The sequence below is a fragment of the Pantoea coffeiphila genome (genome assembly GCF_016909495.1).
GTDB lineage: Bacteria > Pseudomonadota > Gammaproteobacteria > Enterobacterales > Enterobacteriaceae > Erwinia > Erwinia coffeiphila.
The window spans coordinates 212,277-236,760 of the sequence record NZ_JAFBFW010000006.1; the positions used below are offsets into that span (position 1 = coordinate 212,277).

A 24,484-nucleotide genomic window follows, 5' to 3' on the forward strand; every position below is an offset into this window, starting at 1 on the left:
TATTCCGCATAAAGCCCACGGCGACTGTCCTGGCCGGGGCTTTTCTTACCGAACCGAATACACCCCCGCACCCCAATAGCCTTTCCCCGGCTGGCTTTCCTCCTGCCAGCCCAGCGACTTCAGCTCGCGGGCGATGAGGCGGTTGATAATCCCGTGCCCCATCAGCAGTACGGGGCGCTGGCTTTCCCGGGCCAGTTCGACCAGCATCACTGCGGCACTGGCCGCACGCGCTTTCGCCATTTTCAGCGATTCAACCTGACGAGAAAGTCCGCAAAGCCACAGCAGGCGATAAACCACCGCCCAGTGAAAGGGGGAAAGCCGAACGCCGGGAACGAGGTACAGCGGCAGTTCGGCCTCTTTAAATACTTCATCGACCAGCACCGGCTCGCAGCCCAGGGTCTGAAGGGAGGAGATCGCGCGGGGCAGCGTACTGCTGATGGCAATCGGCTCTTTTTCCATCAATGCGATGGCTGATTGCGGCGGTATGTCGCCGCCCGTATCTGAAATATCGTACTGCTTAACCCAGTCGGCCATCTCCCGGGACGTGACTTTTGCCGCACCCACAAACGTCGGTTTGCCGTGGCGCATCAGAATAATTTTCATCGGTATCCTTGCCTGGTGATTCATTTTTACCGCTGCCGCATCATTTCACCGGATCGGCCAGCGCCTTTTTGAGCTCGTCCAGATCTTCCTCAATCGCCGTTTTCATACCGCGGCGCTCAAGCCACTGTCGGCCCCACAGACTCAGATCCAGCACCAGCTTGTTCAGCTCCCGGCCTTCATCGCTGAGTGAGTACTCGACTTTCGGCGGCACAACAGGATACACCTGCCGCAGGATCAGTCCATCCTCTTCCAGCTCGCGCAGCTGTTTGGTCAGCAGGCGCTGGTTGATGCTGGGCATTGAGCGCTGCAGCTCGCTGAACCGCTGCGTACCGTCCTTGAACAGGTGATAGAGGATCACACCCTTCCATTTTCCACCCATGATATGCAGTGCGGCTTCCATCGAACAGCCCGGCGCAGAGTCGTAGTTACGTAGTTTTTTCATAGCAATCCTACAGTTACCTTTTGGTAAGTATATGAATTTTTTTAGTGTATAAACGATAATTAACCCTATGGTACTTTCAGCGCTCTGAAGATCAATCGCTTTTTGGAGTTGCTATGTCTGCTTTACTTTTTGAACCCATCACCATTAACGGCGTGCAGTTTCGTAACCGCATCGCCATGTCGCCGATGTGTATGCACTCGGCATCTGATGACGGGGAAACCAACGATTTTCACGTGATTCACTACGGCGCACGGGCGTTAGGCGGCGCGGGCCTGGTGATGCTGGAAACCGCCGCTGTGCTGCCGAATGGTCCTATTGGACCCGGTGATATCGGCATCTGGGACGATCGCCATATTGAAGGGCTGTCCCGGGTGACGGCGGCCATTCAACGCTTTGGCGCGAAAGTGGGTGCGCAGATTGGCCATGCCGGTCGCCAGCTGGGGATCGATTTGCCGTCCATTGCGCCATCGGCCATTCCCTTTACCGCAGAATCCCGCGTGCCGCAGGCGATGAGCGTGGAACAGATTAAAGAAGTTATCCGTGCGTTCGGTGAGGGTGCCCGCCGCGCCCGCGAGGCCGGTTTCGACGTGATTGAAATCCACTGCGCCCACGGCTATCTGCTGAACCAGTTCCTCTCTCCGCTGGCGAACACGCGGACCGACGAATACGGCGGCAGCCAGGAAAACCGCTACCGCATCGTGCGCGAGGTAATCGATGCCGTGCGCCGCGAGTGGAGCGGCCCGCTGTTCCTGCGGATTTCATCGACGGACTATGCCGAAGGCGGCAACCGCCCGGAAGATTTTCTGCTGTGGGGTAAGTGGATGAAAGAGCAGGGGATCGATCTGATTGACTGCTCCAGCGGCGGCATCGCGATGGTGCAGGTGAACACCTATCCGAACTATCAGGTTCCGGCCGCCGAACTGCTGCGCCGCGAACTGGATATCAAAACCGGTGCGGTTGGCCTGATTGAAACCGGCCGCCAGGCGGAAGAAATTTTGCAAAACGGCCGCGCCGATATAGTGCTGGTGGGGCGTGAAATGCTGAAAGATCCGTTTTGGGCACGCACTGCCGCTGACGATCTCAACACTGTGATGCCGGTTCCGCCGCAGTACACCCGCTACGGCTCCGGCTGGCAGCGTTCGCAGCCGCGCCTGCCTGCAGCGGAGTTAGCCAGCACGGTTGAGCGTTAATCACTTTGTAAAGAGAGCCTGTTCACCTTTGCAGAACACGGCTCTCTAACGAACCTCAATAATGTTTTCCCGATCTCACTCTCTGTTTGCAGCGCACTTCCTATTATGAACCCACTGGTTTTGTTATCATTCACACTGGTTTTAGGAGGAAACAATGCGAACGCTGACCGATGAAAAACGAAATGCCATTCTTGCCGCCGCCTCGGCGGTTTTTCAGGAATTTGGCTATGAACGGGCATCGATGAATGAAGTGGCTAAGCGCGCCGGGGGATCTAAGGCGACGCTGTATAACTATTTCCCTTCCAAAGAAGCGCTGTTTGAAAGCGTGGTCAGAACCTACAGCACCCACTATCTGACCCAGGCCGCCAGCGGATTAGCGGGGAAAGAGGCTGCGGGCCTTAGCCTGGAAGAAAAGCTCACCGTGTTCGGCAGGCGCATGCTCAGCGTGTTAACCACCGACAGCCAGGCGATGCAGCTTTATCGCGTCGTGGTGGGTGAGGCGGGGCATTCGGATATTGGCGAGCTGTTTCGTGAATCCGGCGTACGGGAAAGCATGACCGCACTAACCGTGCTGATGCAGGCGTCTATGGCGCAGGGGGCATTGGCTGTCAGCTCTCCGGAACTGCGGGCGAAGCAGTTTACCTCACTGGTCAAAGCGGAAGTGGATGAGCTGCTGCTGAAAAGAGAAGTGGAAACGCTGACCGAGGGCCGAATCGAGGAGATGGTACAGGCAGCCGTGACCTTATTCGTAAAAGGGGCCAGCTAGAAGGGGATTCTGGTTTCCCCCTTTTTTATCGATTGCAAGAGACGGCGATTGACAAATTACACCCTATAAGTAAACTGAACTGTACAGTTTATTTAAGGGGTGTGCCATGTTCAGATCTGTCGTCGTTTCCCTGTCACTTTTCTCCGCAGCGCTGTTATTAAGCGGCTGCGTATCTTTGTTTTAATACGGGTTGTAAATAATGAAAATCGTGCTCAATTGTTATCTTATTGCCAGCGTGCTGCTGCTCTCCGGTTGCCTCTCCATCGGCAGCCACATCTGATCCCCACGCTGTGTTATAGCCCACCGCCATTTACGCTGTTCCGCATCACATCACGCCGCCGGGAGAACCAGGGTTCCTCCCGGTGGCTGCCGTTTTCGCGGCGGCGGCAAAAAAAATCCTGCAGCCAGAATCGCTGCAGGATTGCCCTGGTGGTGGCAGAATTAAAGGAAGCGGTAACTGAACCCGGCCGTGATAATGGCAGCGCTGTCGCGATCGTTCATCGGGCTGTGCCTGACCTCATCGGGTAGTCGTTCATATTGTGCAGAGATGTACGTCAACAATCGGTCCCCCGGGGCGTAGAGCAGGCTGAGTCCCAGCCACGGCGTAAACGCGTCGCCGGGCCGCCACTCGGCAAGATGGCTGCGCGCGGATTCCTCCGCGCTGATGCCGTAGTAGTACCGATTTTGCGCGCCATTATCCCAACGAACACCGCCCGCGGGGATCAGCGACCAGCGGTCCCGCCGTAGGGTATACGACCATGCCGCCTCCGCTGACATGCCGTCGCTGTGATTAATCACATCCCCTTCCAGCGAGGTGCTGAAACTTCCCGCTCGGGTGGTCAGTGTGTAGGCCAGGCCCGATGCCACGCCAATACGCCGTTTGTTCAACTGCCTGATTTGCCAGTCCGTACTGTCTTCCGGGCGGAAGTGGCGGGGATCGATCCCCAGATAAAAATCCAGGCGGTGCGAACTGTTTTCTACAATATGGAATCCACCTCTTCCTCCCTGCCAGAAAAGCGTGCCGTCTTCGTAACCGACGGCCGGTAACGGCACAACTTTCGCGGGCGTGTCTTTATAGGGAACAATAAAACCCGCCGCCGCCATGCCCAGAGACAGATCGGCGGCCTGGCAAGTCGAGAGCGTAACCATGCCCAGAAGTAACCCTGCCGCTAAAGGGAATGCGGCAGAAGGCTCGGGGTGTATCGCGTTCACTGTAATTTTTCCAGCAGCTGATCGGCGCCTTTATCAATGCCGGTTTCGGCTGCGCTGAGTGCGCCAAAGGTCGCGCCCACGTTCATCGCATTAGGATACTGTTCGGCGATATAGGCCAGCAGCAACTCATTGGTTGCCGCATCATGGATCTCCACCGCGTAGTTCACATAGCCGCTCATCAGACCGCGCCCGCCTCTGACGGACTGAACGATATTGTAGGGTCCGCCCGCCAGATCGAATTTGGTGAAGGTGCCGATCACCTGCGGTGTGGTATCCGCACCGGTCAGCGTCAGTTTTAAATTCAACGTTCCGGGGGCCGGGGAAGAGACAACCTTGAATTTTTTACCCAGCACCTCGCTGAACTTTTTCTGCATATAGTCCGCCAGCTGCTGGCGGTCGGAGCGTTCGACGTCATTAAACTGGCCATCGCTGCCCTGATAAATCGTCACGGGCGCGATATTGATGCTGTCGTATTTCTTCCAGTTAACCGGAGACGCGTACTTGAACGGGATACGGTCGCTGTCCTCCGACGGATTAGCCGTCAGCCGTGAGGAAGAGTCCAGCCCTGCATACTTATTCGGTGCAGATCCCGCACACCCGGCCAGCAGGGCGACGGAGGCTAACAGGGCCAGAGAGGGAATTTTTCGTGCGATTAACGCCATGGTGCTCACTCCTTAAAATAACTGGAAACATAATAACTAAACTGTACGGTACAGTTATGATATTTTATTATCGCAGTGTCAAGGGGGAACCGTTGCGCAGCGTGATTAAATTTTCCTCACGCGCGGCGCACGAAACACCAGCACGATCCCTGACAGAATCGCCGCCATCCCGGCGATGCCGGATAACGGCAGCCGGTTGCCGAGCAGCAGGTAATCCAGTACGGCGGTAATCACCGGCACCAGATAAAACAGACTGGTGACATTCACGATGCTGCCGGCGCTGAGCAGACGATAAAACAGCAGCTGCGCGACGACGGAGATCAGCACGCCGAGGAACAGCGCCGAGGCGATCAAGTCGGCATTAATGCGAAGGTGGAAAGCTTCGGTAGGCAGCAGCAGCAGGCACAGCAGCAGACTGATGCCGTACTGCATCGGCAGGATCTCCGCCGGTGCCTGGCGATTCTTCTTCTGCATCAGGGTGCCGAAGGTCATAAAGCCGAGTGCGGCCAGCGCGCAGGCCACGCCAGAAAGGGGCAGGCGTGAGGCGATCAGGCTCTGCCAGACCATCAGCACCAGCCCGCCCAGCGCAATCAGCAGGCCACAGAGCCGCAGCCCCTGCAAACGGCGCTCGGTCAGGCACAGCGTCAGAATCGGCTGAATGCCCATAATCGTGGCGATGGCTCCCGGCGTCACGCCGTCTGACATCGCCCGGAAGTAACACACCGAATAGCCGCCAATCAGCATCAGTCCGGTCAGCGCCACCCGCAGGCGCGTTCCTTTGGCGGGCAGCGCGGTTTTGCGCAGGCCGCCGATAATCAGCAGCGCGGTAAGGGCAATGCTAAAACGCACGATCAGCAGGGCCAGCGGCGAGGCGTTATCCAGCCCCAGACGGGTGAAAATCGCCGCCGATCCCCACAGCAGCACAAACCCGGAAGTCGCGCCCTGCGCGGCCAGGGTGGTTTTACAGATACGCATCGATGTCGTTGTTCCTTATGTCTTCGGTTCAGATGACGGGCAATCTATCATCGGCTTTGAAATGACAAAAACGAATGTTTATCATGGACTGCATGACTAAATCAGATGGGTAGATCGGCGGATGGACATCAATATTCAGAAATACAAAGCCTTTATCAAAGTGGTGGAGCTGGGCAGCTTTACCCGTGCGGCTGAGAAACTGTTTTATTCCCAGTCGGCGATTAGCCGGATGATTAACGATCTGGAAAAAGAGTGGCAGGTATCGCTGTTTGAGCGTCACCGCAGCGGCGTGCGGCTGACCTCCGACGGCATCACGCTGCTGCCCTTTGCGAAAAGCGTCTGTGAGGAATACCTGAAGCTGCAGGCGGAGGTAGATGCGCTTAACGGGCTGCAGTCCGGCATGATCCGTATCGGCACTTTTTCCAGCGTCGCCACCCACTGGCTGCCCGGGATGCTCAGCGCCTTTCAGCGCGATTACCCGAATATAGATTTCGAACTACTGCTGGGGGATTACAGCGAAATCGAGTCGTGGATTGCCGAGGGCCGCGTCGACTGCGGCTTTACCCGCCTGCCTTCACAGCCGGGGCTGGAAACGATATTCCTGGAAAAAGATGATTATCTGGCGGTGCTGCCGCAGGATCATCCGCTGGCAGAAAATGACCTCATTCCCCTTGCCGCACTCTGCGATCGGCCTTTTATCCTGCTGGAAAAGGGCAGCAGTCACGAAATATCCGAGATATTCAGCGCGGCGTCGCTGAGCCCGCGCGTCAAATTTACCCTGTGGGATGACTACGCGGTGATGGCGATGGTTGCCCAGGGGCTGGGCGTCAGCATCTTGCCCCGTCTGATCCTGAGAAGCGTGCCTCATCAGATTGTCACCCGGCCGATAGACGGTACGCCGCATCGTGATATCGGGCTGGCGTTACGCAGCAGCAAAACCTGCTCCCGCGCCGTTCAGCAGTTTATCTCTTACCTTCGTTACCGAAATCTCTGATCCATCGGAGAAAATAGCCTCATTCACTTTTTTTGACGTTAGACGACAAAGCTTTTCGCTGTTTGTTCTTCGCTATGGGGATTATGCTTTTTAACAGCTGCGCAACACCCGGCTGATTAAGCGGGTGGCGTAATCAACTACTGAACAGAATGGTGGAGAGCCCCATGAAAAAGATTGGCATCAATGGTTTCGGACGTATCGGTCGCCTCGTGCTTCGTCGTATTCTCGAGCAAAACGAGCCGGTGGAAATCGTGGCAATTAACGACCTCACCTCGCCGGAAATGCTTGCCTACCTGCTGAAGTATGATTCCAACTACGGCGCGTTCCCCGCCTCCGTCAGCGCCGGTGAAAAATCGCTGGTGGTGGGCGGCAAAACGATCACCGTCTTCGCTGAAAAAGACGCGCGCAACATTCCGTGGGGCGATCTGGGCGTTGACGTGGTGATTGAGTGTACCGGCTTCTATACCTCAACTGAAAAAGCGCAGGCGCACATTGATGCGGGCGCGGCACGCGTGCTGATTTCAGCCCCGGCCGGTGAGATGAAAACCATCGTTTATAACGTCAACGATGACCAGATGACGGCGGACGATACCATTATCTCCGTAGCGTCCTGCACCACCAACTGCCTGGCACCGATGGCGAAAGCGCTGAACGACAGCTTCGGCATCCGCGTGGGCACCATGACCACGGTTCATGCCTACACCGGCACCCAGGCACTGGTTGACGGGCCGCGCGGCAAGGACTTCCGCGCCTCGCGTGCGGCAGCGGAAAATATTATTCCGCACACCACCGGCGCGGCGAAAGCCATTGGTCTGGTGATCCCGGCGCTGTCCGGCAAACTGAAAGGTCATGCACAGCGCGTACCGACCAAAACCGGTTCGGTAACCGAGCTGGTCAGCGTGCTGGAGAAAAAAGTGACGGTGGCCGAGATTAACGCCGCGCTGAAAGCCGCCTGCGAGAATAACGAATCGTTTAAATACAACGACGACGAAATCGTTTCCTCGGACGTGATCGGCCTGCCGTTCGGTTCGATCTTCGATGCAACCCAGACGGAAATCAGCGAAGTGGGCGATTTGCAGCTGGTGAAAACCGTCTCCTGGTACGATAACGAGTACGGATTTGTGACCCAGCTGGTGCGCGTGCTGCATAAGTACATCAGCCTGTAAGCTGAAACGCTGAAACGCTGAAACGCTGAAACGCTGAAACGCTGAAACGCTGAAATGTTGAGACGTTGATAAGTAGATACGGGCCGCTGTTTCTCTAATACTGAGAAGCGGCGGCCCGTTTGCGTTTCAGCGGCCCAGCTCGGCCAGTAAAAAGTCGATCAGCACGCGGATGGTTTCACTCTGCTGACGATGCTGCGGATACACCGCGCTCAGCGTCAGTGACGACGGATGACACGCATCCAGTACCGTGACTAAATCCCCACGCTTCAGCGCCTCACCGACGATAAACTCCGGCAGCAGCACCAGACCCAGCCCGGCCACCGCCGCATCCCGCAGCACCTCACCGTTATTGCTCTGCATCGGACCGCACACGGCGAAAACCTTCGTTTTACCTTCAACGTTCAGCTCCCAGCCGTACTGTCCTTCTCGCCCGAAGCGCAGGCAGGCGTGATGCTGCAAATCCTCCGCTACCTGCGGGATGCCTGCCCGCTGAAGATAGGCCGGGCTGGCGCAGATCACCCGCTTCAGCTCGCCCAGACGGCGGGCCATCAGCGTGGAATCAGCCAGCGTGCCGATGCGAATCGCCATATCAAACCCTTCGCCAATCACATCCACGTAGCGGTCCGCCAGTTCGGAGTGCAGCTGCACGGCGGGATGGCGGGCCAGAAAGGCGGCCAGCAGCGGCGACAGATGGCTCATGCCGAAGGACATCGGCATGCTCAGGCGAAAGGTGCCGTGCAGCTCGCGGCGGTGCTCCGAAACCGACTGCTCCGCCTCCTGAATGTTGTCGAGGATCTTCAGCGCGTGCCGGGCAAAGGTCTGCCCGGCGTCGGTCACCGACAGCTTACGGGTGTTGCGGACCAGCAGGCGTGCGCCGAGCGACGCCTCCAGCGCGGCCATGCGGCGGCTGACGTACTGCTTGGACAACAGCAGCTGTTCGGCCGCGGCGGTGAAGCTGCCGGCGTTAATCACGGCGACGTAAATTCTGAGGTCTTCTATCTGCATATTGTCCACTAAAATGTGACAGTGATTGCCGGTGCAGGCCATTGTTGGGCATATGAGTTTACTTATATTCTGTCTCTATCGGAAGGGCAAACGCCCGCCACCCAACAAAAACTAAGGAACACATCATGATCGAGCAAAGACTTTCAGCACAGCGTGGCCTGGGCGATCACGGCTGGTTGCATTCACGCCACACCTTCTCATTCGCTAACTACTGGGACCCAAAACAGGTCGGTTTCTCAGACCTGCTGGTGATTAACGATGACCAGGTGGCCAAATCCCGCGGCTTTGGCGCACACCCGCACAGCAACATGGAGATCATCTCCTACGTACTGGAAGGTGCGCTGGCGCATAAAGATTCCATGGGAACCGGTTCGGTGATTGTCCCCGGTGACGTGCAGTTGATGAGCGCGGGCAGCGGCGTGACCCACAGCGAGTTCAACCATTCGCAGACGGAAGGCGTGCACTTCCTGCAAATCTGGATTGTGCCAGCGGAAAAAAATACCGCGCCGGGCTATCAGCAGGTTTCCGTGCCGGACAGCGAAAAGCGCGGCCAGATGCGGCTGATTGTCTCGCCGCAGGGTGCCGACGGGTCGCTGAAGGTGCGCCAGGACATGCGGATTTACGCCGGTCTGTTTAACGGTGACGAAAGCCAGACGGTGACGCTGCCGGACGATCGCTACGCGTACATCCACGTTGCCCGTGGCAGCATCACCGTCAACGGCATTGAGTTTAAGGAGGGCGACGGGGCGCGGGTGCGTAACGAGCAGAAGCTGACCTTTACCGACGGCCAGGATGCGGAAGTGCTGCTGTTCGATCTGCGCCCGGTGGAAGTGAACCAGCCAACGCGCTAAGCGACAGAGGATAAAAAGCGCTGACTTCGGTCAGCGCTTTTTTTATGCCGTTAACGTTAAGCGAGTCGTTTAAACCGGGGCCACCAGATAACGAACGTCCGGCACGTTATCTTTCTGGTGAAATTCCCAGACCCGGTTCTGGATTTTTTGATCGTTCATGGTGTAGCGATCCTGCTGGCGCAGGTGTTCCATCCAGGAACCCACGATGAAGGTTTCCACAAAAATGCCCGGCTGCAGGATATCTTCATACACCGACCAGTTAATGGCCCCGCCGCGCCGCCTGACGCGCCGCATATCCTGCATACACAGGATAAAGTCATGCGCGTCCTGCTGGCGGATTAGATATTCATAGCTCACCATCACCGGTCCGCGATCGTGGTGAATATCCAGTGCCGGAACGGCGCTGTCGACATTGCTGAGGTCAAGATCCAGGTCCGGGTCCTGATTCAGCCGCCAGCGCAGTACCGTCGTGCTGGCCAGTATCATGCCGACCGTGGCCACGCACAGAGACACCGGAATACCGTAATGCGAGGCCAGCTGCCCCCATACTGCGCTGCCGACGGTCATGGAGCCGAAGAACACGGTAAGGTATACCGCCAGCGCGCGGGCTTTCACCCATTTCGCGGCGCTGCGCTGCGCCCCCAGATTCAGCGTGGAGAGGACCGCAATCCACGAGAAGCCGGTAAAGAATTCGAAGGCGTTCAGCAGCCAGAAATTTCGCACAAAGGCCAGCGCCAGCAGAGTGACGGCGAACATCAGGCTGGACAGGACCATCAGCCGATCCGGGTTAAAGCGCTGGCGCATCCGTGGCAGCAGCACGGCACCGAAAATCGCGCCGACGCCGATAAACGCCAGCATTATCCCGTAGCCGCCGGGGCCAAGATTTAACTCGCGGCGGGCGACCAGCGGCAGCAGCGCCCAGCCGGCGCTGCCGAAAACGAAGAAGGCGACCGTACGGACCAGCACGTTTCTCAGCACCGGTGCGGCATGCACATAGCGCAAACCCGCGCGCACCGCAGAGAAGAAGTGCTCCGGCGGCAGGCGCTGCACCGCCGGTTCCGCTTTCCAGCGATAAAGCACCCACGCCACGCCGAGAACGGACAGCGCGTTGAGCAGGAACACCATCCACGGACCGGCAAAGGAGAGGATCAGACCGCCCAACGCCGGGCCAATGGCACGGCTGATATTAATGCCCAGCGAGTTAAGCGCAATGGCCGGGCCAAGTTCCTCCTTGCGCACCAGATCCGGCACGATTGCCTGGAACGGCGGTGAACTCATCGCCGCCCCGGCGCTGAGCAGGAATGCCGCGATCAGCAGGATCAATGGCGTCACGTGGCCGGTAAAGGAGAGCACGGTTAGCCCGGCGGCGGCGATAAACACCCACAGCTGAGAAAACAGTAAATACTTTCGCCTGTCGACAATGTCGGCCATCACCCCGGAAGGCAGGGCAAACAGAAACATCGGCAGGCTGGCGGCCGCCTGTACCAGTGCCACGCTGAGCGGATCGGCGCTGAGCGTCAGCATGGTCCAGTTGATGCCGACATCGTTCATCCAGGAACCGATGTTAGAAACGACGGTGGCAATCCACAGCAGGCGAAAGACCGGCTGGCTCAGCGGCTGCCACGGTGATGTTCCGGCCTGCGGCGATTCGGCAACCTCCGGCGTGGCGCTGTGAATATCGTTAGTTTGCGCCATAAGCGCACCTCCTGTTACCAACCCGCCCTGAAAGGCATCCGCAATCGCGATCTTTCATTCGGCGTCAGTCGGTGACTAAAGTTAAGCGCCTCAGGAAACCCGGCACGACGGCTCGTCCCGCTGAAATCCAGGCGCAGAAAAACCGCCCCGTAGTGATACGGGGAGGCAGAGTTAATCGTGTTTCAGGGGATCAGAATGCGAAGCAGCTGCAGCCCAGCGCGCCCCAGAAGGCGTTGTCTTCGGCCACCGGCACGCTGGAACCGCGTGCGATATCATGATGATGGCTGTGCACGCCGCACGGGCCGCTGCACTGGTGAGGCTGCGAAGCAAAGGCCGCGCGACCGTTTGCCTGCGGCGGGGCGCTGCGGTAGTGGCCCGGGAATTTGATCACCGGTGACCATTCCGGCAGTACCGGAATCGACGGTGGCGCCTCGGAGGTAAACGATCCCGCCGCATACACCACGTTGCCGTCGACCACGGTCAGCACCGACTCAATGCCTTTGATCTCTTCTTCCGGCACCGCAAAGTAGTCTTTGCTCAGCACGGCCAGGTCCGCCAGCTGACCGGCTTTGATCTGGCCTTTTTTACCCTGCTCGCTGGAGAACCACGCGCTGCCCTGGGTCCACAGCATCAGTGCGGTATCGCGATCCAGGCGGGCGTTGACGTCATACATCTGCATGCCGCCGACGGTGCGGCCGGAAACCAGCCAGTACAGCGCGGTCCACGGGTTATAGCTGGCCACGCGGGTGGCATCCGTTCCCAGACCGACCGGCACGCCGGTTTCCAGCATCCGCGCAACCGGCGGCGTGTGTTTGGTGGCTTCAATACCGTAGCGTTCGGCGAAATATTCCCCCTGGAACGCCATGCGGTGCTGCACCGCGATGCCGCCGCCCAGCTCTTTGATGCGATCGATATTCTTCTGGGTGACGGTTTCCGCATGGTCGAAGAACCAGTGCAGGCCGTTGAACGGAATATCACGATTCACCTTCTCGAAGACATCCAGCATGCGGCTGATCGATTCGTTGTAGGTGGCGTGCAGGCGGAACGGCCAGCGGTGTTCCACCAGGTGGCGCACCACGCGCTCCAGCTCATCTTCCATCCCCGGTGCCAGGTCCGGGCGCGGCTCAAGGAAATCCTCGAAGTCGGCGGCGGAGAACACCAGCATCTCGCCCGCGCCGTTGTGACGGAAGTAGTCGGTGCCCTGACCCGGCGTCAGCATATCGGTCCACTTCTCGAAGTCTTCCAGCTCGTGGCCCGGGCGCTGCGTGAACAGGTTATAGGCGATACGCAGCGTCATCTGCTTTTTCTCGTGCAGCTCGGTGATCACTTCGTAATCTTCCGGGTAGTTCTGGAAGCCGCCGCCCGCATCGATGGCGCTGGTCAGGCCCAGACGGTTCAGCTCGCGCATAAACTGGCGGGTGGAGTTGACCTGCTGTTCCAGCGGCAGCTTCGGACCTTTGGCCAGCGTGGAGTACAGGATCATCGCGTTCGGACGGGCAATCAGCATACCCGTCGGGTTGCCGTTGCTGTCGCGCTGGATCTCGCCGCCCGGCGGGTTTGGCGTATCGCGGGTGTAGCCCACCACTTTTAACGCCGCGCGGTTCAGCAGGGCGCGATCGTACAGGTGCAGCACAAAGACCGGGGTATCCGGCGCGGCTTCGTTGATCTCTTCCAGCGTTGGCATGCGGCGCTCGGCAAACTGGAACTCATTCCAGCCGCCGACCACGCGCACCCACTGCGGGTTTGGCGTGCGCAGCGCCTGTTCTCTCAGCATACGCATGGCGTCGGCAATCGACGGCACGCCTTCCCAGCGGAGCTCCAGGTTGTAGTTCAGCCCGCCGCGGATCAGGTGCAGGTGTGAATCGTTCAGCCCCGGTACCGCCGTGTGCCCCTTCAGATCGATGATCTTCGTGCCTTCACAACTGTGCTGCATCACCTCGGCAAGAGTGCCGACTTCCAGAAACTTGCCGTCGCGGATCGCGACAGCGTCGGCAATCGGATTTTCGCGATCGACGGTATGAAAACGGCCGTTGGTTAAAATCAGGTCTGCTTTACCCAGCGTTACCATAGAACCTCCTGAACTGAGATGTCCGAATCAGGCCGACGGCCACGGACAAAGAAAATCGCTGCCGGAAAAGGCAGGACGTATAGGTAGATGACGGGATTATGGTCAGCAGGGCGGACGAGCGTCTAGTTATACAAACGGATAGGTATCCCTCCGTATAGGTATACACAGAGATAATAGTGCGGCGAAAAAAAGCTTCGTAGACTGCGCTCCATGGTCAACCCGGGACGCTCCACAGCGCCGCGACCCGGATGATGCAGAGTCATTAACGTCGTCATTTTTTATTAATCCAGCAACATTAACCTCAATGGGTATTACTATGACTAACTCGAAGCTTGAAGTCCTGACGCCACATAACAGCCAGATCATCTTCATCGACCAGCAGCCGCAGATGGCTTTTGGCGTGCAGTCAATTGACCGTCAGGTGCTGAAGAACAACACCGTTGCGCTGGCAAAGGCGGCGAAGGTCTTCAATATCCCAACCATTATCACCACCGTGGAAACCGAAAGCTTCTCGGGCAACACCTATCCGGAGCTGCTGGACGTGTTCCCTGGCCAGGACATCCTGGAGCGTACGTCAATGAACTCCTGGGACGACCAGAAAGTGCGTGATGCGCTGGCGGCGAACGGCAAGAAAAAAGTGGTGGTGTCCGGCCTGTGGACCGAAGTGTGTAACAACAGCTTCGCCCTGTGCGCCATGCTGGAAGGCGGCTACGAAATCTATATGGTGGCTGACGCATCTGGCGGTACGACCAAAGAAGCGCATGACTACGCGATGCAGCGCATGATCCAGGCCGGTGTGATCCCGGTGACCTGGCAGCAGGTGATGCTGGAATGGCAGCGCGACTGGGCACACCGCGATACCTACAACGCCGTGATGGACATTGCGAAAGAGCATTCTGGTGCTTACGGTATCGGCGTGGATTACGCCTACACCATGGTGCACAAAGCGCCTTCACGTCAGAAGAGCGAACACCGTACCCTGGCTCCGGTCCCGGCACGTTAATTGTTCTTTGCCGGCCGGTGCCCCGTGCGCCGGCTGGCTTTGACTCATGACGGGGGAAAACCATGAGTCCGTTACTCGTTTCGCTGGGCGCAGGTGTGTTGATCGGGCTGGTTTACGCGCTGCTGAACGTGCGCTCACCGGCACCGCCCGCCATTGCGCTGATTGGCCTGCTGGGCATGGTTATCGGTGGTCAGCTTGCCGCGCAGTTCCTGTCGCGTTGATTTCTGCTAACAGGATGGGGTGAAGATGTTAAAGTCTTACGCTATTTCACTGCTGGTCGGTATGCTGGCCGGTGTGATTTATTCACTGATCGCCGTTGATTCACCGGCTCCACCGATTTTCGCGCTGGTGGGACTGTTTGGCATGCTGGTGGGGGAGCAGATTATCCCGCTGGTTAAACGGTTGATTAAACGAGAGCCGGTGACGCTCACCTGGTTTAAACAGGAGTGCGTACCGAAAATCAGCGGCACGCCGCCGCCAGACGAAAAGTCTGGTTAAGGACGCTCTCACGTTCCTGAGCATTTCAAAGGATAACAGCATGCAGCTGTCGCAGCGCATTGTCGTCGTTGATGACGAACGTTCCGTTCGCAGTGGGTTGAGTAACCTGCTCCAGTCGGAGGGATACTCAACCCGGATTTATGAGTCGGCGGAAACGCTGCTGGATGATGCCGATGCGTTGGCCGAGGCTGCGCTGTTTATCATTGATGTCAGGCTCAAAGGGATCAGCGGTTTTGAGCTGTTTATTGAACTTACCCGGCGCATTGAAAATCCGCCGGGTATTATTATTTCCGGCAACGGTGATGACAACACGTTGCGCTATGCCATCAGCCTCGGGGCCATCGCGTTTTTACCGAAGCCCATTGATATCGATACGCTACTTGATAGCGTGCGTCTGGCGCTGGCGACGGACAGGAGGTGCAGATGAGTACACTGCCGGAGGCGCATCCTCCCTTTGAACCCGGCGCATTATCCCTGTCCGACGAGCTTATCATCACCGCCCTGGCGCAGGAGGGAAACAGCGAATGGTTTTTATGCCGCCATCCCTCATCAGGCGAAAAGTGTGTTCTCACCACCGCCGCCAGCGAAGCCGCTCAGTTTCAGGTTTCACAACTGCTTAAAAATGAATATCTGCTGCGCGACAATCTCTCAACGCAGTGGGCGCTGAAGCCCTCTGCCCATACGCTGTACCACGGTCGCTATGCGCTGATTTACCCGGATTTCGCCTATCAGACGCTGGCCGATATGATGCGCGAGCAGCGGCCATCGCTGGAGAGCTTCCTGCACAGTGCCGCCATGCTGGCCGGTACGCTGGGGATGATGCACCAGCAGGGGCTGATCCACGGCGATATCAAACCGGCCCATTTTTTCGTTAGCGGAGAGGGCGGTTTCAGGCTCGGTGGTTTCGGCCTGTCCTGTTCTGCTTCGGAGGTGCTGCTACAAACCCAGCTGCCCGCATCGGGCGGTACACTGGCCTATATGTCCCCGGAGCACACCACGCGCACCACCCAGCGGGTCAGCAGCCTGAGCGATCTCTACAGCCTCGGCATCGTGTTGTATGAGCTGCTGACCGGCAAACTGCCGTTTGGCGCGCCGGGAGCCGGGCATTCTGAGTGGGTGCATCACCATATTGCCTCCGAGCCGCTGCCCCCTGAACGGGTGCGTCACGATGTGCCCGCCGTGGTCTCGGCAATCGTTCTGCGTTTACTGTGTAAATCGCCGGAGCAGCGCTATCAAAGCGCCGAAGGGCTACAGGCCGATCTGCGCCGCTGCCTGTCGCTTATCACCCCCGACGGCCAGATTGAAGGCTTTGACCTCGGTTCACAGGATCTGCCACAGACCGGCCCGTCTTCGGATGTGATGTACTACGATCACCCGCAGGCACAAGAGGTGCTGGACGCATTTGAGCGGTTCAGCCACAGCGGCAAGCACAAGCTGGTGATGATTGGCGGTGCACTCGGTTCGGGGAAGACGTCGCTTATCGCTTCCGCCGCGAAAAAACTACAGCAGAAGAAACTGCTGCTGACGGTGGTGAAAGCCGATCGGCATTCGCCGATTCTGCCGCACGGTATCCTGATCTCCGCTATTCGCACGCTGACCCTGCAACTGATGGGACTGCCCGCGATGGATATCGCCCGCTGGCGCGCGCATTTTACCCGCCTGCTGGGTGACTACAGCGAACTGGCGATCCACTTTTTTCCCGAGCTGGGCGTATTGCTCAATCAGAAAGGCCACTTCGCGGTCGATATCCACTCGCTGGATGCCCGCGATCGTTTCAACACCATGGCCTGTAGCATGATCAAAGCGTTTGCCACCCCCGGCAGGCCGCTGGTGATGATGATTGATGATATTCACTGGGCCGATCGCGCCAGCCTGGCACTGCTGCAAAACCTGCTCAGCCAGAGTGAAGATATCCCGCTGATGGTGGTAGTGAGCCACAAGGATTTCGCCACTTTGCCCTGCCAGACCATGCGCGGGCTGCTGACCACGCTGCGGGCATCGGCCGTGCGGGTCACCGACATTACGCCGCAGAGCCTGAGCATCAAACAGATTGCCCGTCGGCTGGCGGGCATGTTTCACGTGCGGGCCTCCGCCACCTGCGAACTGGCGCGGGTAGTGCATGAAAAAACGGGCGGCAATCCGCTGTTTACTCAGGAGTTTATCCGCCAGGCCGTGCAGCACGGCTTAATCAGTCACCGTAAATTCCCGCTGACCTGGCACTACGATCTCGATGCGATCAAGGCCTGCCAGTACAGTGAAAATGTTGCCAGTCTGGTCTTACAGCGCATGGAGATTGTGCCGGAAATCACCCGGCGGGTGCTGAGCAGCCTGGCGTGCCTGGGCGGCTCCGGCGGGCTGACTCTGCCCGGCAAAGTATTGAATCTGACGCAGGAAGAGATCCGCATGCACCTGCTGCCGGCGGCGGTGGCGCAGCTGATTACCCTGCATCAGGATGACTATGCTTTTACTCACGATCGTGTGCATGAAGCGGCAATCAACCTGATCGGTACGGATGAGAAAGATCGTCTTCACCTGCGTGCCGCCAGCCTGCTGGCGGAGCGGGCCAATGAGGATCTCAGCAACGATGCGCTGTTTCGGGTCGTGCATCATGTGGCTGCGATTAAAAACGCCGGGCTGCTTCGTCAGAGCGCGAGCCGATATCGCCAGCTGATCCTGCTGGCAACCCGGCGGGCAAAAAGCACCGGGGATTATGTTTCGGCGCTGCGATTTTTACAGGCCACCCAGCGAATGGATGCGCCGCTGACGGCGGAAGAAGATTTCACTTTTACCCTGGAAGCAGCGGAGTGCGAATTCTTGCACGGTAACCTGTCGACCGCGCAGGGCCACTGCACTAAGCTGCTCAGCGCACCGGGGAATCCTACCGATAAGGCGATTGCCGCCTGCATGATGGCGGAAATCCATATGCGGCGGTCAGACAGCAAGCTGGCGCTGGAGACGGCAATTGCGTGGCTGGCGGTGTTCGGCATTCATCTGAACCGCGAGCCGGACAAAGCCGAGTGCGATGCCGCCCGCATCAAACTCAAGGAGCAGGTGGGTAAAAACCCCTATACCCGCCTCAGACCGCTGTCGCTGATGACCTGCCGTAAAACCGAAGCGATCATGAATCTGATGGCCAGCGCCTGCATGTTCGCCGCGTTTGTCAGCCCGCGCCTGCACTTTATGATCGTCTGTAAGATGCTGCATCTGACTATGGACAAGGGAATGACCGGTGCCTCGACGTTTGCGCTTTCCTGGTATGGCGTGCTGTGCGGCGATCATTACAACGAATACAGCCGGGGATTTGCCAGCACGCTGCTGGCCCGCGAACTGGTCTATAAACACGATTTCACCAGCTTCAAGGCGCGGACGCTGCTGCCGCTGGACCAAGTCAGTATCTGGACCATGCCAACCACCTATTCTATCGAATGTGCCAAAACCACCTTTGACACCGCCGTCGCCGTAGGGGATCGCACCTCGGCCTGCCTGGCCCTGCGCCATCTGGTGATGAACTATTTAACGCGCGGCGATCACCTCGAAGGGGTGCAGACTTCCATCGAGCGCGGCCTGGCGTATGTCAGCAAGGCACAGTATCGGGACGTTGAGGTAATTTTGCAGATGCAGCGCGACTACGTGCTGTTTCTGCGTTTCGCCGGGGATGAGCCGTTCTCCGGCAAAAACTTCACGCCGGTGCCCATTTTGCAGATGAAACCGGGCACCGCCATTGAACCCCTTCTGCTGATGCAGTTCTGGTCGTGGCTATATCGCGGCATGGCGCACTTCTTCGCCGGGGAATATGCCTGCGCCAGCGACTGCTTTGCCCAGGCCGCGCCGCTCACCGGTTCGATCCCCGGTCATATACACCGGCTTGATTTCCACCTCTACAGCGCGCTGTCGGTGACTATTCCGCTCACTTCACAGACCTGTACCGAGGAACACCGGCAGTTTGTCGCCGCACACTATGAAATGATTGCCACCTGGGCGGTTGAAAATCCGCGCACCTTTGCCGATAAAGCCGGGCTACTGCGCGCGGAAATGCTGCGGCTGGAGGGGGATTCACTGCAGGCCGCACAGCAGTACGAGCTGGCCATCACCCTGTCGCGCGAAGGCCGCTTTGACCATATCAACGGCCTGGCCTGCGAGCTGGCCGCTGGCTATGCCAGCACCTGTGGACTGAGCGTGGCGGCGGATGGCTATATCAAAGGGGCCATGGCGGCCTGGGAGCGCTGGGGTGCCGGGGCTAAAGTCAGACAGCTGGAGCTGCGCTATCCTCACCATGCCTCTTCCCAGCGCCACGCCGCCTTCAGCACGGTGTCGTTTGAGCAGAGTGCGGAACTGAGCGATTTGCAAAGCGTAATTACCGCGGTGCGGGCGCTAACCGAAGAGATTAACCTCGACCGGCTGATCAACACGCTGATGATGATGCTGCTGGAAAGAGCAGGTGCACAGCACTGCCTGCTGATCCGCCTGCTGGACGGCAGCGTGCCGGAAATTGAGGCGCGGGCGGCCACCACCGCCGACGGTATTCGGGTGAAAATCGTGCAGGAAACACCGCTGGCTACGGATTTGCCGCTGTCGGTGCTGTCGGCGGTGATCCGTACCGGGCAGGAGATCCGCACCGGCAAACCGGAAGTGTTCAGTCCGTTCAGCCAGGACCCTTACCTGGTGGCTTCCGGCGCGGCGGTGATGTGCGTACCGATGTTTAAGCAGGCGCGTATGGTCGGGGTGCTGTATCTGGAAAACCGCCTGATGCCGGATGTGTTTACCGCCGAACATTCACGCGTGGTGTCGATGCTGGGCGCGCAGGCTGCCGTCTCACTGGAAACCGCGCGGCTGTATGCCGAGCTGATGGAGGAGAACGTTAACCGCCGTCGGGTTGAAAAACAGCTGCGCGCCAGCCAGACCTCGTTGATTATGGGTGAGAAAATCAGCCATACCGGCACCTGGCACTGGAATCTGGCAAAGGACCAGATGATGATTTCTGAAGAATATCGCCGCATTCTCGGCCTGCCACAGGAGCAAACCAGCCTGTCGATGGTGGAGTTTATGACTATGGTGCATCCCGACGACCATGGCTGCATTAGCGAGTTAGTCAGAGAAAGCGTGATTGACGGCGTCAGTATGCAGGCGGAATTTCGTATTATTCGCCGCGACGGCGAGTGCCGCTATATCAAGGGCATCGGCGATCCGGTCGAAAATCTGCCCGACGTCAGCGAATATTTCGGCACCATTTCCGATATCACCTCGCAGCGCCTGGCTGAAGATGCCGTACGCATCGCGCAGGCCGATCTCGCCCGTGTCTCCCGTGCGACCACGGTCGGGCAGCTTACCGCCTCGATTGCTCACGAGATTAATCAGCCGCTGATGTCGATTGTGGCGAATGCCGGTGCCAGCATGCGCTGGATCAAACGCGGCCCCGAACATATCGACAACGCCTGCCACGGCCTGCAGGAAATTCTGAGTGAAGGGAAGCGCGCGGGGGACATTATTCGCGGGCTGCAGGCACTGACCCGCAATCAGCTCTCTGAGTTTGCTCCGGCAAAACTGCATCATCTTGCGCGGGATATTCTGTCGCTTTCGCGTATGGAGCTGGAACGGCGCTGGATCTCGCTGGATTTAGATTTGCGCGCGATGAATGACAACATTTACTGCGAGCGGGTACAGATCCAACAGGTGCTGCTGAACCTGGTGGTGAATGCGATTGATGCGATGGTTGAAAAAGGTCGGGGTTCCAGCGTGCTGAAGCTGTCATCGTGTAATCCGACCCAGGATACGATTCTTTTCGAAGTAGCGGATAACGGCACCGGTCTGTCGGATGAGGTGATACTGCGTATTTTCGACTCTTTTTACACCACCAAAAAAGAGGGAATGGGGATGGGACTGACCATCAGCGAAGGGATTATCAAAAGGCATAAGGGCGAACTGAAAGCGGAGAACCGCGCGGAAGGCGGCAGCCGGTTCTGGTTTACGCTGCCAACGGAAGCCGAAAGCCCACATCCAGTTCCCTGAGGAACGACTCAGAGAATGTTCGGGGCCTGCAAAACACTAGCGGCTGGCTGATTTAACGATGCTGAGCCGCTCGGCAGCCCTGACCAGGTCCGACAGCGATCGTACCTGCATTTTTTCCATCACCCTGCGCTTATGCACCTTGGCAGTGATCTCACTGACGCCCATCTCGGCGGCAATCTGTTTATTCTGCAATCCGCCAATCGCCAGCATCATGACTTCGTTTTCACGCGGGGTCAGCGTCAGATGACGCTCGGTTAGCGCCAGCTTTTCCTGCGCAGCTTCCATACCCTGTTCGGAAATCCGTAACGCTTCTGCCACGGCCTGCAGCAGATGTTCAGGATCGACCGGCTTGGTTAAAAACTCACAGGCTCCGGCCTTCATCGCTTTTACCGTGATGGGGATGGTGCCGAACCCGGTAAGAAAGATGGTGGGAATTGAGTAACCGCGTTCGCTGAGCGCACGTGTCACATCGAAACCGTCAGATCCTGGCATATTGATATCGACAATCAGGCAGCAAGGCCCAGTGGAGAGTGATTCTGCAAGGAAAGACTGAGGAGAGGTAAACGGGGCGACACGATAATCTTCAGATTTAAGCAGGTTGGTCAGTGCGGCAATCACGGATGCATCATCATCAACAAGATAAACAGTATGATTCATTGGCAGATTCTCAGTTGATGTTATGGTCGTAACGAGAAAGTATGTACTTTAAGGTACAAGATATTTTTATTTGTAAGGATTATATAAAGGCCGCATCCTTTAATTATTAAATACTATACCAACTATCTGTAAATGACGACTATTTTTCTTACGGCAGGATTGTTGTTAACCTGATGAAATCATGTGAAAAATGCATTTTGTATGGCCGGTTTATTGTAAATGACCATGATGGAGTGATTATTGCAAAATATTTCCCGCTGGCGAATTGATACTGTTATTAAGAATAATCTTAGTTGCCACGACAAATTTTTTACTCTGACGTTGGTCAATACTTATCCTAATGTCTCATTTTTGGGAAAACAGTTAAATAATATTATTCAAACAGATCATGAATAATGAAACGTACCGGACGTTATTTTCATATTATCAGCGATAATATTATCCACTCGAAAAGAGGGGGATAAAGTGGATCGTAATTTTATGGGCAATTAACATCCGAATCGATCATAAAATTAACGTCTTGCGGTGATGTTTGATACTTCCGGGCTTTTCTGCGGCAATGCTTAAAAAGCAAATAGAAATTGGCGGATTATGATGGAGGGAAGGCGCGAGAAATCAGCGTGAAATTTTTCTTATCATTAATAAGCAAAGCGGATGAGAACGACTCAACAGAGAGGAACGGTCTGAAACAAACCCATGCAGGGTGCGTTCCCGGCCGCCTGCGATTAACCGTTCACAGGCGTCAGGAGAGAGTTCCGGCATGGGAGATTATTTGATCAGCTCGGCAGTAACGTAAGCCTGGTTATCCACGCGTGCACCGGTAATTTTATAGCTTGCACCACTCTGTTTTGCCTGTGCGGCCACTTTCGCTTCTGCCGCGTCCAGAGTAGAGGCAGTTGCGGTGATGTTTTGCGCCATGCTGCCGAATGAAACCAGAGCCAGTGCGGATACTGCAACGAAAGTTTTGATAGATTTCATGATTAATTCCTCAGTTGATTTTGTTTTGAGTGAAGCGTTTCGCCTCGATGGAATGCATAGTAGACCTGTGGCGGGATGAAAAACACCCCTGTCTTTTGCTGAAGTAAGTCAGAAAATTTGAACAATATTGAGCGAATCATTTGGCTGCCTGTAAATTGCGTGTATGCCTGGCAGACAACGGCAGTTCAACCACTCAGGCACATCTTAAAAGCGCCTGAACGTGCTTAAAGGGGAGGGGGGCGAATCATGGCTGGGATTTTTCGCGTTCAATTGTCCATTTGAAAATTAATCAATTATCTCTTCGTATAATTATCTGCCTGTATAGCTATCCATTTGTATAATTTATTTTCCCCCTCCGCTAAGTAGATAATCATCCTCCACTTTTAGCTTGCTCGCCGAGCGAATAACTTCGATTTATCCGCTGTCCGATCTGTAAAATGAGCGGAATGGAGAAAACATGCACATTATCAGCCCTGAACGAGAGCCGTTAACCCGCAAGGAGCCCTGTTCGGCATGGGGAATCAAGTCGGTGGTACAGGATATTCTTCCGTGGATCGAAGATAACCTTGATAACGAACGTATCAGGGTCAGTACCGTCACTCGTAAGAGCGGCTACGGCCATTCGCATTTCCAGCGCGTGTTCAGAAAACAAACGGGCTACAACCTGGCCGAATATATTCGCACCCGGCGTTTGATCCGCGCGGCACAGTCGCTGTTGTTTACCGATAAAGACATTATGCAAATCGCGTTTGATAACGGATTTACCAGCCAGCAAACCTTCTCGCGAACGTTCCGTAAGTATCTGAATGTGCCGCCTGCTACGTTCAGAAAAAGGCACGCCCGGCGGACGCAGCAGCCGCGTAACAGCGTTATCTTTGCCTGGCGCTGCCTGTCCGGTGCGGAGCAGCGTCGCTTCACCTGCTAGTGCTGCTGGCGACCTGCCGCGACGGCGCTTCGCCAGCATCAAACTGCAGCAGATTACCGGCGAAACACCGATGTTCAGCGGCTTTTCGGACACAAGAAAAGTGATAATCAACGGTGAGCGGGATTATCTTGCCTTACGTTCGCGATAACCCCTCCCACTGCTCCGGGGTCAGCGTTTTCACATCAAACTGGTCGCGGGTGCGGCAATAGGTATTGCCGCCCATGCGGCCAATGGTATCCATCAGCTGCTGATCGATGTGCAGATTCTCGGGATTAACCGCATCGCTACGCACGTATACACCTACCACTTCCCCCAGAATGATTTCCCGTGCCGGGCCAACCTGCAGGGTGGTGTGGCGGCGGCACTCCAGCGCGGCCGGGGCGGAGAGAATGCGCGGGCTGCCAACCCGGCGACCCGCAACGGTGGCCAGCCCGGCTTCCTCCAGTTCATTCACCTCGGGGCCAAATTTGATCGCGCAGATCTCCATCTGACGCACCAGCGCATCATCGACGATATGCACGGTAAATTCGCCGGTTTCACGGATATTGCGTGCGGTATCCTTAAAACGCATGTCGCTGTAGTTTTCCACGCCGATGGCCACTATCGCCGGGTCGTGCGTCAGCACGTTAAAGAAGCTGAACGGCCCGGCGTTGGGTTTACCGTTTTTATCGACCGTGGTCACCAACGCAACGGGTCTGGGGATAACGGTACCGATCAGGATCTTATAGCGTTCCCGCTCGTTCAGTTCGGCAAAATCAAACCATGTATGATTTTCAGGCTGGCTCATT

Annotated in this window: 23 protein-coding genes; 11 read left to right on the top strand and 12 right to left on the bottom strand. The window is 57.0% G+C overall.

Features of this window, described 5'->3' with window-relative positions; all coding sequences use genetic code 11:
- Nucleotides 1-45: 45 nt before the first annotated feature.
- Together JOE09_RS19780 and JOE09_RS19785 are read right to left on the bottom strand one after the other, a co-directional pair.
- Nucleotides 46-603: a histidine phosphatase family protein gene (locus tag JOE09_RS19780; protein WP_239553195.1), complete on the bottom strand. Its 558-nt coding sequence runs from the start codon at nt 601-603 to the stop codon at nt 46-48.
- A 40-nt stretch (nt 604-643) separates the two neighbouring features.
- Entirely contained in the window at nt 644-1,045 is a 402-nt protein-coding gene (locus tag JOE09_RS19785) for a winged helix-turn-helix transcriptional regulator (RefSeq protein ID WP_200559130.1), read from the bottom strand.
- 113 nt (nt 1,046-1,158) lie between these two features.
- Between JOE09_RS19785 and namA the strand changes: the two genes are divergently transcribed.
- Together namA and JOE09_RS19795 are read left to right on the top strand one after the other, a co-directional pair.
- Complete coding sequence (gene namA / locus JOE09_RS19790) at nt 1,159-2,235, top strand: NADPH dehydrogenase NamA (protein ID WP_205066967.1); 1,077 nt, start codon at nt 1,159-1,161, stop codon at nt 2,233-2,235.
- A gap of 154 nt (nt 2,236-2,389) precedes the next feature.
- Entirely contained in the window at nt 2,390-3,001 is a 612-nt protein-coding gene (locus JOE09_RS19795; RefSeq protein WP_105591865.1) for a TetR/AcrR family transcriptional regulator, read from the top strand.
- A 157-nt stretch (nt 3,002-3,158) separates the two neighbouring features.
- Here the strand turns inward: JOE09_RS19795 and JOE09_RS19800 are convergent, their stop codons facing one another.
- From JOE09_RS19800 to JOE09_RS19815, 4 genes are all read right to left on the bottom strand, one after another.
- Nucleotides 3,159-3,311 (bottom strand): hypothetical protein, encoded by a 153-nt coding sequence (locus JOE09_RS19800; RefSeq protein WP_205066968.1) that lies wholly within the window; start codon nt 3,309-3,311, stop codon nt 3,159-3,161.
- A 131-nt stretch (nt 3,312-3,442) separates the two neighbouring features.
- A complete protein-coding gene (locus tag JOE09_RS19805; RefSeq protein WP_205066969.1) occupies nt 3,443-4,213 on the bottom strand; it encodes a MipA/OmpV family protein in 771 nt (256 codons plus the stop codon).
- Nucleotides 4,210-4,875 (bottom strand): DUF3313 domain-containing protein, encoded by a 666-nt coding sequence (locus JOE09_RS19810; RefSeq protein ID WP_200544852.1) that lies wholly within the window; start codon nt 4,873-4,875, stop codon nt 4,210-4,212. The genes JOE09_RS19805 and JOE09_RS19810 overlap by 4 nt, the downstream gene beginning before the upstream one ends.
- A gap of 105 nt (nt 4,876-4,980) precedes the next feature.
- Nucleotides 4,981-5,850 carry a DMT family transporter gene (locus JOE09_RS19815; protein ID WP_205066970.1) on the bottom strand — a complete coding sequence of 290 codons (870 nt, stop codon included), beginning with the start codon at nt 5,848-5,850 and terminating at the stop codon, nt 4,981-4,983.
- A 121-nt stretch (nt 5,851-5,971) separates the two neighbouring features.
- Between JOE09_RS19815 and JOE09_RS19820 the strand changes: the two genes are divergently transcribed.
- Entirely contained in the window at nt 5,972-6,844 is an 873-nt protein-coding gene (locus JOE09_RS19820; RefSeq protein WP_205066971.1) for a LysR family transcriptional regulator, read from the top strand.
- Nucleotides 6,845-7,008: 164 nt separating this feature from the next.
- Nucleotides 7,009-8,010, top strand: coding sequence for a type I glyceraldehyde-3-phosphate dehydrogenase (gene gap / locus JOE09_RS19825; RefSeq protein WP_200544855.1), 1,002 nt, complete (start codon nt 7,009-7,011; stop codon nt 8,008-8,010).
- Nucleotides 8,011-8,136: 126 nt separating this feature from the next.
- On the opposite strand, the gene JOE09_RS19830 is transcribed toward gap, so the two are convergent.
- Complete coding sequence (locus JOE09_RS19830) at nt 8,137-9,015, bottom strand: LysR family transcriptional regulator (protein WP_205066972.1); 879 nt, start codon at nt 9,013-9,015, stop codon at nt 8,137-8,139.
- Nucleotides 9,016-9,140: 125 nt separating this feature from the next.
- Between JOE09_RS19830 and JOE09_RS19835 the strand changes: the two genes are divergently transcribed.
- Nucleotides 9,141-9,866 carry a pirin family protein gene (locus JOE09_RS19835; RefSeq protein WP_205066973.1) on the top strand — a complete coding sequence of 242 codons (726 nt, stop codon included), beginning with the start codon at nt 9,141-9,143 and terminating at the stop codon, nt 9,864-9,866.
- Nucleotides 9,867-9,935: 69 nt separating this feature from the next.
- On the opposite strand, the gene JOE09_RS19840 is transcribed toward JOE09_RS19835, so the two are convergent.
- Together JOE09_RS19840 and JOE09_RS19845 are read right to left on the bottom strand one after the other, a co-directional pair.
- On the bottom strand, nt 9,936-11,561 hold the full coding sequence (locus JOE09_RS19840; RefSeq protein ID WP_205066974.1) for an MFS transporter: 1,626 nt from the start codon (nt 11,559-11,561) through the stop codon (nt 9,936-9,938).
- Between the two features lie 190 nt (nt 11,562-11,751).
- Nucleotides 11,752-13,629, bottom strand: a complete 1,878-nt coding sequence (locus tag JOE09_RS19845; RefSeq protein WP_200559121.1) for an amidohydrolase — start codon at nt 13,627-13,629, stop codon at nt 11,752-11,754.
- A 316-nt stretch (nt 13,630-13,945) separates the two neighbouring features.
- Between JOE09_RS19845 and JOE09_RS19850 the strand changes: the two genes are divergently transcribed.
- The 5 genes from JOE09_RS19850 to JOE09_RS19870 all read left to right on the top strand — a co-directional run bounded on the left by JOE09_RS19850 (nt 13,946) and on the right by JOE09_RS19870 (nt 21,136).
- Complete coding sequence (locus tag JOE09_RS19850) at nt 13,946-14,632, top strand: hydrolase (RefSeq protein WP_105592021.1); 687 nt, start codon at nt 13,946-13,948, stop codon at nt 14,630-14,632.
- Nucleotides 14,633-14,694: 62 nt separating this feature from the next.
- Nucleotides 14,695-14,853: a DUF1427 family protein gene (locus tag JOE09_RS19855; protein ID WP_105591856.1), complete on the top strand. Its 159-nt coding sequence runs from the start codon at nt 14,695-14,697 to the stop codon at nt 14,851-14,853.
- A 25-nt stretch (nt 14,854-14,878) separates the two neighbouring features.
- Nucleotides 14,879-15,130, top strand: coding sequence for a XapX domain-containing protein (locus JOE09_RS19860; RefSeq protein ID WP_105591855.1), 252 nt, complete (start codon nt 14,879-14,881; stop codon nt 15,128-15,130).
- A gap of 40 nt (nt 15,131-15,170) precedes the next feature.
- Nucleotides 15,171-15,557 carry a response regulator transcription factor gene (locus JOE09_RS19865; protein WP_105591854.1) on the top strand — a complete coding sequence of 129 codons (387 nt, stop codon included), beginning with the start codon at nt 15,171-15,173 and terminating at the stop codon, nt 15,555-15,557.
- Entirely contained in the window at nt 15,554-21,136 is a 5,583-nt protein-coding gene (locus tag JOE09_RS19870) for an AAA family ATPase (protein WP_205066975.1), read from the top strand. The genes JOE09_RS19865 and JOE09_RS19870 overlap by 4 nt, the downstream gene beginning before the upstream one ends.
- A gap of 36 nt (nt 21,137-21,172) precedes the next feature.
- On the opposite strand, the gene JOE09_RS19875 is transcribed toward JOE09_RS19870, so the two are convergent.
- Both JOE09_RS19875 and JOE09_RS19880 read right to left on the bottom strand, forming a co-directional pair.
- A complete protein-coding gene (locus tag JOE09_RS19875; protein WP_205066976.1) occupies nt 21,173-21,793 on the bottom strand; it encodes a response regulator transcription factor in 621 nt (206 codons plus the stop codon).
- A gap of 768 nt (nt 21,794-22,561) precedes the next feature.
- The gene (locus JOE09_RS19880; RefSeq protein WP_205066977.1) at nt 22,562-22,771 is read right to left on the bottom strand and encodes a YdgH/BhsA/McbA-like domain containing protein; all 210 of its coding nucleotides are present in this window, start codon (nt 22,769-22,771) and stop codon (nt 22,562-22,564) included.
- 457 nt (nt 22,772-23,228) lie between these two features.
- On the opposite strand from JOE09_RS19880, the gene JOE09_RS19885 reads away from it, so the two are divergent.
- Nucleotides 23,229-23,696, top strand: coding sequence for a helix-turn-helix domain-containing protein (locus JOE09_RS19885; RefSeq protein ID WP_205066978.1), 468 nt, complete (start codon nt 23,229-23,231; stop codon nt 23,694-23,696).
- 133 nt (nt 23,697-23,829) lie between these two features.
- Here JOE09_RS19885 and JOE09_RS19890 read toward each other — a convergent pair whose 3' ends face one another.
- On the bottom strand, nt 23,830-24,483 hold the full coding sequence (locus JOE09_RS19890; RefSeq protein ID WP_205066979.1) for a flavin reductase family protein: 654 nt from the start codon (nt 24,481-24,483) through the stop codon (nt 23,830-23,832).
- Nucleotide 24,484: the final 1 nt, after the last annotated feature.

Coding starts and splice junctions, on each gene's coding strand:
- JOE09_RS19780 (WP_239553195.1), bottom strand. CDS start 603: ATGAAAATTATTCTGATGCGCCACGGCAAACCGACGTTTGTGGGTGCG.
- JOE09_RS19785 (WP_200559130.1), bottom strand. CDS start 1,045: ATGAAAAAACTACGTAACTACGACTCTGCGCCGGGCTGTTCGATGGAA.
- namA (WP_205066967.1), top strand. CDS start 1,159: ATGTCTGCTTTACTTTTTGAACCCATCACCATTAACGGCGTGCAGTTT.
- JOE09_RS19795 (WP_105591865.1), top strand. CDS start 2,390: ATGCGAACGCTGACCGATGAAAAACGAAATGCCATTCTTGCCGCCGCC.
- JOE09_RS19800 (WP_205066968.1), bottom strand. CDS start 3,311: ATGGCGGTGGGCTATAACACAGCGTGGGGATCAGATGTGGCTGCCGAT.
- JOE09_RS19810 (WP_200544852.1), bottom strand. CDS start 4,875: ATGGCGTTAATCGCACGAAAAATTCCCTCTCTGGCCCTGTTAGCCTCC.
- JOE09_RS19815 (WP_205066970.1), bottom strand. CDS start 5,850: ATGCGTATCTGTAAAACCACCCTGGCCGCGCAGGGCGCGACTTCCGGG.
- JOE09_RS19820 (WP_205066971.1), top strand. CDS start 5,972: ATGGACATCAATATTCAGAAATACAAAGCCTTTATCAAAGTGGTGGAG.
- gap (WP_200544855.1), top strand. CDS start 7,009: ATGAAAAAGATTGGCATCAATGGTTTCGGACGTATCGGTCGCCTCGTG.
- JOE09_RS19830 (WP_205066972.1), bottom strand. CDS start 9,015: ATGCAGATAGAAGACCTCAGAATTTACGTCGCCGTGATTAACGCCGGC.
- JOE09_RS19835 (WP_205066973.1), top strand. CDS start 9,141: ATGATCGAGCAAAGACTTTCAGCACAGCGTGGCCTGGGCGATCACGGC.
- JOE09_RS19840 (WP_205066974.1), bottom strand. CDS start 11,561: ATGGCGCAAACTAACGATATTCACAGCGCCACGCCGGAGGTTGCCGAA.
- JOE09_RS19845 (WP_200559121.1), bottom strand. CDS start 13,629: ATGGTAACGCTGGGTAAAGCAGACCTGATTTTAACCAACGGCCGTTTT.
- JOE09_RS19850 (WP_105592021.1), top strand. CDS start 13,946: ATGACTAACTCGAAGCTTGAAGTCCTGACGCCACATAACAGCCAGATC.
- JOE09_RS19855 (WP_105591856.1), top strand. CDS start 14,695: ATGAGTCCGTTACTCGTTTCGCTGGGCGCAGGTGTGTTGATCGGGCTG.
- JOE09_RS19860 (WP_105591855.1), top strand. CDS start 14,879: ATGTTAAAGTCTTACGCTATTTCACTGCTGGTCGGTATGCTGGCCGGT.
- JOE09_RS19865 (WP_105591854.1), top strand. CDS start 15,171: ATGCAGCTGTCGCAGCGCATTGTCGTCGTTGATGACGAACGTTCCGTT.
- JOE09_RS19870 (WP_205066975.1), top strand. CDS start 15,554: ATGAGTACACTGCCGGAGGCGCATCCTCCCTTTGAACCCGGCGCATTA.
- JOE09_RS19875 (WP_205066976.1), bottom strand. CDS start 21,793: ATGAATCATACTGTTTATCTTGTTGATGATGATGCATCCGTGATTGCC.
- JOE09_RS19880 (WP_205066977.1), bottom strand. CDS start 22,771: ATGAAATCTATCAAAACTTTCGTTGCAGTATCCGCACTGGCTCTGGTT.
- JOE09_RS19885 (WP_205066978.1), top strand. CDS start 23,229: ATGCACATTATCAGCCCTGAACGAGAGCCGTTAACCCGCAAGGAGCCC.
- JOE09_RS19890 (WP_205066979.1), bottom strand. CDS start 24,483: ATGAGCCAGCCTGAAAATCATACATGGTTTGATTTTGCCGAACTGAAC.